The organism is Sphaerochaeta sp. S2 (assembly GCF_016406725.1).
Lineage (GTDB): Bacteria > Spirochaetota > Spirochaetia > Sphaerochaetales > Sphaerochaetaceae > Sphaerochaeta.
The window spans coordinates 1-1,072 of record NZ_JAEKNT010000415.1; the positions used below are offsets into that span (position 1 = coordinate 1).

Annotated in this window: 1 protein-coding gene; it reads right to left on the reverse strand. The window is 27.7% G+C overall.

Going from position 1 to position 1,072, the window contains the following annotated elements; translation table 11 throughout:
• Positions 1-6: 6 nt before the first annotated feature.
• Positions 7-984 (reverse strand): Gfo/Idh/MocA family oxidoreductase, encoded by a 978-nt coding sequence (locus JF818_RS12055; protein ID WP_233067569.1) that lies wholly within the window; start codon positions 982-984, stop codon positions 7-9.
• Between the last annotated feature and the right edge of the window lie 88 nt (positions 985-1,072).

A 1,072-nucleotide genomic window follows, 5' to 3' on the forward strand; every position in this document is an offset into this window, starting at 1 on the left:
ACCATACTATGCCTCAATTTTATCTATTAAATTAATAACTTTAATATCTTCTTCAAAACCATATTCATTGTTAATTCGTTTATTCACGCATTCAAAAAAACTAATAATTTCATTTAAGTATGCATTTTCTACAATAAAATCACTATAATTATCAATACGATCAACTTCATTATAAAGCTGTATTGGAACATTTTCTTTTTTTTCTGAATCATACAGAAATAAACCATTAGGTGAACCATTCCATTGTAAATATATCTCTTCATTATATATTTCTAAATTTCTAACTGGTCGACGTGATACTACATCAACAGCAAGCATACCTTTATGTCCACTTTCGTGTTCAACTAGTAGCATATAACTATCATTATAATTTATGTTTAGTTCACTTATTTTCCTTTTTTCAGTAGTAATTTTAGAGATGTTACCAAATACTTTTATAAGCCAAGGTAACTCAATCGCAAATATTTCTCTACACCCATTGGTTCTAACGTCTCCAACAAAAAAATCAGAATAATTTTCCCAAGGATGCCAATCTGGTAAATACTGCCCAATATGATAAATGTAGTTAGTATGCAAACTCGTTTTCGTAAGCAATTCATTAATTTTAATAATTTCCTCACGATACATAAAGGTAGATGACAAAAATAAAATATTTTTATTATTTTTTGCTAAAGAAATATTTTGTTCATAACCATCAGCAACTAGATTTAGTTCTGAAAATATATCAATTTTTTTATTCAAACACTTTGTAATAATTTGAGAGTGAGATAATGGTGAAGTGCAAATAAAGGCTACATCAAACTTAACTACTTCTAATATATCATCTAGTGATCCTTCTGTATAAATACTGAACTCGTTTTCACAGTATTTTCTTCTATCATTGTTCGTATCAACTCCTATAATTTCAAACTCCAAACTTATTTGCCTTAAAAGTCGAATTCTTCTTTTTCCCATTGAACCTAAGCCCACTACCAATACTTTCATTAGACATCCTCACAATCATAAAACTCTTTTTTTAAATCAATCTTCCCATTACTTAGATAATCTTTTAAAACTTCGACTATTTTATCAG